The sequence below is a fragment of the uncultured Nitratireductor sp. genome, from assembly GCF_913053745.1.
Lineage (GTDB): Bacteria > Pseudomonadota > Alphaproteobacteria > Rhizobiales > Rhizobiaceae > Nitratireductor.
The window spans coordinates 1-6,719 of the sequence record NZ_CAJXGF010000201.1 but is presented as its reverse complement, the minus strand read 5'-3'; the positions used below and the strand labels follow the sequence as shown (position 1 = coordinate 6,719).

7 protein-coding genes are annotated in these 6,719 nt (G+C 58.7%); 4 read left to right on the top strand and 3 right to left on the bottom strand.

Annotated elements, in window-relative coordinates; genetic code table 11:
• The 3 genes from QZ638_RS21605 to QZ638_RS21595 all read left to right on the top strand — a co-directional run.
• Positions 1-1,032 (top strand): MFS transporter (locus tag QZ638_RS21605; protein ID WP_295814377.1); only part of this gene is annotated, 1,032 nt, incomplete at its 5' end.
• Between the two features lie 102 nt (positions 1,033-1,134).
• Complete coding sequence (locus QZ638_RS21600) at positions 1,135-1,800, top strand: MBL fold metallo-hydrolase (RefSeq protein ID WP_295814372.1); 666 nt, start codon at positions 1,135-1,137, stop codon at positions 1,798-1,800.
• Positions 1,801-2,012: 212 nt separating this feature from the next.
• Complete coding sequence (locus QZ638_RS21595) at positions 2,013-2,180, top strand: hypothetical protein (protein ID WP_295814370.1); 168 nt, start codon at positions 2,013-2,015, stop codon at positions 2,178-2,180.
• 108 nt (positions 2,181-2,288) lie between these two features.
• Here the strand turns inward: QZ638_RS21595 and QZ638_RS21590 are convergent, their stop codons facing one another.
• Positions 2,289-3,170: a LysR substrate-binding domain-containing protein gene (locus QZ638_RS21590; RefSeq protein WP_295814368.1), complete on the bottom strand. Its 882-nt coding sequence runs from the start codon at positions 3,168-3,170 to the stop codon at positions 2,289-2,291.
• A 94-nt stretch (positions 3,171-3,264) separates the two neighbouring features.
• Between QZ638_RS21590 and QZ638_RS21585 the strand changes: the two genes are divergently transcribed.
• Positions 3,265-4,155, top strand: a complete 891-nt coding sequence (locus tag QZ638_RS21585; RefSeq protein ID WP_295814365.1) for a PhzF family phenazine biosynthesis protein — start codon at positions 3,265-3,267, stop codon at positions 4,153-4,155.
• A gap of 423 nt (positions 4,156-4,578) precedes the next feature.
• On the opposite strand, the gene QZ638_RS21580 is transcribed toward QZ638_RS21585, so the two are convergent.
• Together QZ638_RS21580 and QZ638_RS21575 are read right to left on the bottom strand one after the other, a co-directional pair.
• Positions 4,579-5,565, bottom strand: coding sequence for a putative sugar O-methyltransferase (locus tag QZ638_RS21580; protein ID WP_295814359.1), 987 nt, complete (start codon positions 5,563-5,565; stop codon positions 4,579-4,581).
• Positions 5,566-6,264: 699 nt separating this feature from the next.
• Positions 6,265-6,719 (bottom strand): thioesterase family protein (locus tag QZ638_RS21575; protein ID WP_366936272.1); only part of this gene is annotated, 455 nt, incomplete at its 5' end.

Sequence of the window (6,719 nt, the reverse complement as noted above, 5' to 3'; positions counted from 1 at the left end):
TCCTGGGTCATATCAGCCTTCGCCATCGTCGGCGCCGGTTTCGGCGCACCCATCGGATTGGCGGTGGACCGGATCGGTGCCAAGCGCATGGTCGTGGGCGGACTTCTGTTTCAGGCGCTCGGCTCGGGCCTCGGCGGTATGGCCGAAAGCGCCGGCCCGCTCATTCTGTCGCGTGTGGTCGAGGGGCTGGGGTTCGTGTCGGTACTGGTCGCGGCACCCACAATCATCTTCGCAACCGTGTCGCCCGGCATCAGGGATCGCGCCATCGCGGTGTGGGCGACTGTCATGCCGGTCGGGATGACGGTGGTAATGCTCGCGGCGCCGCTGTTCACCTATCTCGAATGGCGCGGGTTCTGGATGCTCAACGCGGCGATCCTGCTCGGCTACGGCCTTTTCTTCGTCGCCTCGGCCCCGGCGGCAACGACGGCCGGGCACAGCCAGAATATCAAGGAGCAACTGGCGCGTGTCGCTGCCGCGCCCGGCCCCTGGGGCCTGGCCGCCCTGTTTGCCGCTTTCGCTGCTGCCTTCTTCGCCATTTTCGGCTTCCTGCCGGCACTCCTTACGGATCAGTTCGGCCTGAGCCAGAACCTGGCGAGCACGGTCGCGGCGATCTCCGTGGCGGCAAGCGGGCTGGGCAATCTCGCCGCAGGCGCTCTCATGTCTGCGGGACGGCGTCCGGTTCACGTACTGACAGCGGGATTTGTCGCCATGATCGTCTTCGGATTTGGCGTCCTTGCGATCGACCTCACCTGGCCCTACGTCGCCGGCCTCGCGGTCCTCTTCTCCTTCATGGCGGGGTTGGTCCCGGTCGTGCTGATGGGGTGCCTGCCAAAACTTGCGCCGCGGCCCGATCTGGTCGGCGCGACGATGGGTTTTGCCATCCAGGGCAACAATATCGGGATGTTGGCGGGTCCGGCCACGGCAGGTGCGCTGGCGGCAAGCTTCGGCTGGGGCAGCGTCGCGATGGCCGTGGCAACTGTCCTGGTTGCCGCCATCGTGCTCGCTTGGAGGGCGCTGCCAGCGCAGACCTGAAACCGTGTGAAGCGGATACTCGGACTGACGATGCAACGGCCGGCGCGTGTCGAGCACGCCGGCCCCGACACTCACAGAACCATGTATGATAGGAGACGCGATATGCGTGAACTTTACCCCGATCTTTGGCAGACAACGCCAGAGCATCCGATGACCGCCTTCCCACACTCGACGTCCAACGCCTATTTGCTGCTACGCGACACCGGGAACGTCCTCTTCTACTGCACCGGACGCGAGGCCATCGGCGAAAGTCACGAGGAAGCGGACCTGGACCGCATCGCCGATCTCGGCGGTATAGCTGAGGTTTTTCTCGGTCACTGGCACGAGGCCACGCCTTCTCTCAAGCGGATCAAGGAGCGCTTCGGAGCGCGGATTGTCGTCCATGCCCGCGATGCCGCGCCGGTCGAGAAGCATTCCGGGGTAGCGCCGGAATGCACATTCTGGGATCGCCAGATGCTTGTCGGAGATGTTGAGGCGATTCCGACACCGGGACATACGGTTGGCAGCGCCTGTTATCTTTACCGTTCACCCCACGGCAGGACCTATCTTTTTACCGGCGATACGATCTGGCCCGCGCGCGGTCGTTGGACGAGTGCGACCTTCGAGGACGACACGAAGCAATCCACGCATCGCGCCAGCCTGGATCTTCTGGCGACGCTTCGGCCCGATGTCGTGCTGTCGGCAATCTCCCCGGAGAGCACCTGGGTGGAGATTGCGCCCGACGAATGGGGAGCGGCCATAGAAGCAGCGAAGGCACGGCTGGCCTGATCTGGCGGAGCCTCGGACGAGGTTGGGTTTCGTCACCCGACCGGAACCGTACGCTGAACCGTCCGACCTGTTGCGAGCGTTAGCGTTGATAGACCTGAACAGTTGTTCCATTGCAGCCAAACGCGATCTTGTCTGCCGTCGACTCTCCTGTCTTTGCTTCCGTTATGATCGGTGATTGCGATTGCTACCGATAGCTTGCGCAGCAGGAGCCGATGCCCGCCCTTGAGCCTGCGGAGGCCGCCGCGCTCATTAAGACGATACTCGAGACCGTCAGCCATCGCGCCATTCATGAGCACCCCGCCGGCATTGCCCACGACACGGCGACCGCACGGTGCCGCAGGCTGATCCTCACCTATCTCACGACCCTCGGGGCGGATTGAACCAACACATGTCTGACTGGGTGCGGGCAGCATCGACGATCTGTTTTGGTTCGGTTTTGGACAGCCTTTCCGCGGACGTTTATTCCAGGTGATGAGCCGCCGAACGGGTTATACGATCGCCCCGTAGGCTTCTCGCAGCCAGGCGCGAAAGTTCCGCACTTGCGGACGCCGCCATCGGGCTGGCGTGGATACCGCCCAGTATCCAAACCCGGCATGCCATTGCGGAATCGGTATTCTCGTCAGTTTTCCCGCCGCCACGGCGTCATGTGTCAAAGCCGGCCAGGCGAGCCATAGTCCTTGCCCCGAGACCGCCGCTTCGTAAGCAAGCGACGCGTCGGGCACGCGGATGTGCGGATGCACGGAGGGTTCCAGGCAGCCGGCGCCTGTGTCGTCGGACCACTGCGCCCACGTGAATTGACTTTGCTCATCGACGATGAGCGGCAGCGAACTCTTGTCGGTTTCGGTCTGGAATGTCCGTGCGAGTTCGGGTGCGCACACCAGCTCTATAGGCTGGTCTGCGATCTTCTCCGCCCTGGATTGGGGCCAGTCGCCTGCGCCGAACCGGATGGCGACATCGATGTCTTCCCGGTCGAAATCCACCAGCCGGTTTGTTGTGGCGAGAAGGAGCTCGGTGTCGGGATGCTTTGCGTTCCAGCTTATCAGCCTCGGCACCAGAAACCGGGCCGCAAAAGCCAGGCCGCAGGAGACGGTAATCGAGGGGTTCGGCTGGTCTGCGATAGCCGCGAGACCGTCGGAGATCGTCTGAAAACCCTCGGTGAGCGCCGAAAGCAGTTGCCGGCCTTTTTCGGTCGGCACAAGCCCCTGATCTGTCCGGTCGAACACCGATATGCCGAGCTGCTCCTCCAGCACACGCAATTGATGGCTTACCGCACTCGGAGTCACGTTGAGAAACGAAGCCGCGCGCGAAAGGCTGCCAAAACGGCCCACAGCTTCGGCCGCGCGCAGCGATTTGAGGGAAGGATAGGACATTTCCTATACAAAATAACTCAATAGCTTTGAAATTGAATAGATTGAAACTTGATCTTTTTCAAGGGAGTAGTCTCATGAAGAAGGAGATTTACCGATGAATATATCAAATAAAACTCATCCGTATGTGATCGTCGATGTGTTTGCCGAGACACCGTTGCGCGGCAACCCGCTCGCTGTTGTCCCCGACGCGGATCGTCTGGATGTGCAGACGATGCGCGCCATCGCCGCCGAGTTCAATTTGTCCGAAACGTCTTTCGTTCTGACCTCTGCGATGGCTGGGGGAGATTTCCGTCTGCGTTCCTTCACGCCGACCGGCGATGAAGTGTTCGGTGCCGGTCACAATGCGTTGGGGGTCTGGTGGTGGCTGGCGGATACCGGCCGGTTGGGCGACGGAAGCTCGTTTGTTCAGCAACTGGGCGAAGAGCTTCTTCCCGTGGCGATAGAGCGGAAGAATGGACGCGCATTCGTTGCTTTGTCTCAAGGTGCGCCGCGCCACATTGGTGATGTCGATGATCTTGAACCGCTTGGGACCGCTTTGGGGCTCGACAAGAACGAGCCGGCGTCGGTTCCGATGAACGCGGCGGTCGTGTCTACCGGTGCCGCGCACATGCTCGTGGAGCTTGCGTCCAGCGATGCCGTCGATCGCGCCGAGCCGAATGCCGCCGCGCTGCTACCTTTGTTGAAACGCGCAGGGGCGCAGGGGTGCTATATCTACGCCACGAACCGTGATCGGCCGGGTGAGGCTTACGCTCGTTTTTTCAATCCGACGGTCGGTATACGCGAAGACCCTGCAACGGGAAGCGCTGCCGGACCGCTTGGCTGGTTGCTGGCGAAGCGCGGCATCGCGGCATGGGGAGAAACCTTCACGGTCCTGCAGGGCGTGCGCATGGGGCGCGAAAGCCGTGTCCAGGTTGTCGCCCGTGCGGAATCGGTCGAGTTGATTGGAGCGGCCGTAATCTCCGCGACAGGACAATTGAGCCTCTGAGGGTCACGGCATCGGTCGATGTCGTTTCGTCCACCGTGTTCCGCGACAACGCCCCTGCAGCGTTCTCGCTCTGCCGCCACGGCGTCACTTTGAAGCGTCAACGCGATGTGCGCTGGTGGAAACTGGCCAACAAGGGCACGATAGTGTCCAGAAAGCCAGTCTACTGTGGCGATCGGCAACGAAGCTTGAGTGGCAACCTGGACGTGACCATTGCAGACCGGAGTCCGTCTTCCAAATTTGGAATCAATTCACCCAGCTTTTCACCATCTCATCCGTGGAACTTCGTTGGCATCCCACCACCTCTCGGGGTCCCGCTTGTCCCGCAAAGAGACCATAGGTTGCCAGAAGCCGGTATGGCGATAGGCGGCGAGTTGCTCCGTTCTTGCCAGGGCGCCCCTCGACAACTTAATTGGACTCGATCGACTATTTTTTCTTCATTATGAGCGCAACGGCGGCTGATCTTTGGAATGGCTCCCGATATCGACCGAGAGTCTGATACCCGTGCGATGTGAACTGTTTCTCTATGAAATCCGATGTAACTTGCTTGCGGACCCCCAGCTCTGTATCCGATTTGGCGACATTCTTGCCTGCGAATGAGTTCAGTGAAACCACAAAACGTGGTCCCGTCTTTGCTATGATCCGGATATAGTTGCTTACGACATTCGGCTCCATCTCCTGCATGGAGAAACTGTTGATGAAAACGTCTTCGGTCGAATCATGTTTCGGCAACTCCCATGATTGGCGGATCCGATAGTCCGAACGGGGGTGGGCTTTATCCATATAGTATTGCGATACGATGCTGAGCGGCGGTATGTCATAATTAATGTATCGAGATTGTGGGTTTATTCCGAACATTACATCAGCGGCGGCACCGTATCCGCCTCCGATTTCCACGAAGCTCTCTGGGGGATTGTCAACATGGCGTGACAACAGGGAGAACAATAGCAGATAATTCATAAATGCTTTTGAGATGCCCGGCCGACCCTTCCCGAGCAGTCTGATATACGGGTTGGGCTTGCCGACTGCGCTTTCACCAAAATTGAAATCGACAGGCCATCGTTCTTGATTCCACGTGCTCCTGGCGACATCCCAATCTCTGATCGCTTCGGCTCTTCCTGTAAGCAGATCGCTGAGGGGGTTCGTGTTCACGGCCGCAAAATTACCTTCAAGAAACTTTTTGGTTTCTTCAATCGATTTTGTGGTAAATCCGTATCCATAGTGCGGAACGAAAAAAACGCGGGACGGCCAGCTTTTGAAATTCTCGAGTCCGTGGCCAAAGAAATCTCGTAGTATCGCTCGAACACCGAAATTCCAGAAATTGGTTGGCCGATAAAGAGGGTCAGCGTCCTTCATATCGGCAAGCGATGTAATCAACAATTGTTCGTAATTTGTGTTCGACTGGATCTTCACGTTCACCCCCAAAATTTAAATTACCCCGAAACTGTCAATAATCGACAGTGCTGACAAACGCTAGTGGATAGGGCTTTACGGCTGTCGATACGCACAAAAGCGTTTGGAGGAACTTGATGGTGTCATGGTCGGGATAGATGATACGCAGGCGTGGGATCCTGTTTGGATTCGCGACAACAAATTCCCGCTGCCTATATATATGTGATTTGCAGGCATCCGTTGTGGATTATGGCAGCTGAGATGGAATGTAATGCCTTCGTCTTTGGCAATACCTGTCACATCCACCTGTTCATACAGACGCCCTTTTTATTCTGCCGATGTGAGTTAGGATACTGTGGAATGAGCGATTTCGGTTGAAGCGGGCGCATCTCCGCAGGCCAACTGTTCAAGAGTCCTCCATCGTCATCGCGGCGCTGGTGGAAACTGGCCAACAAGGGCACGATAGTGTCCAGAAAGCCAGTCTACTGTGGCGATCGGCAGTCGGAAGAAGTGGTCGAGCGGTGAGGCCCTCCCAGGCGACGTAGTTGCGGACGAAGAGATGTTCGGGACGACAAGCTGACTGTCTAACGCATTTCTCGAGAATTGCTGCCCGTAGGATGACATAACCGCGCGGAGCGCTCGGCTCCAGGTTACTCACAACGGCCTCGCTTTATCGAGGCTGGAACAGGTTGCGCGGCTTGCCGAACTTCGGACGGGCATTCATCGGAGGAGCTTGCAACGGACACGATCCATGAAACGGTCCAAAGCGATAAGGACCCGATCGTGATGGCCTTCTCCGATCAGGCCGGCATCGTCGTAGCAGGCCACCTGAAAGGTCATGACATTACCCGCATGTTCGACCAATTCGATATCGGCGGTAACGGTGAGCCCAACGGGCGTGGCGGAGAGGTGGTTGACGTTCACGCGCGTACCGACGGTCCGCTGGTCGGGTGTCAGGAATGGCCGCAGAGCCTCTATGCAGGTCTGCTCTATGAAGCCGATCATCATCGCGGTGGCGAAGACCGGCGGCATATCCCGGAAACCCGGCCAAGTGTCGTCCACCTCAGGCACCGTGTGAAAGGGCCGAACATCCATGCTCGCCCGGTGGCGAAGGCCGGTCAGGCGTTCGCGCTTCACCGGATCGTTCCCGCGCGGATGACAATTGGCCAAGAAAT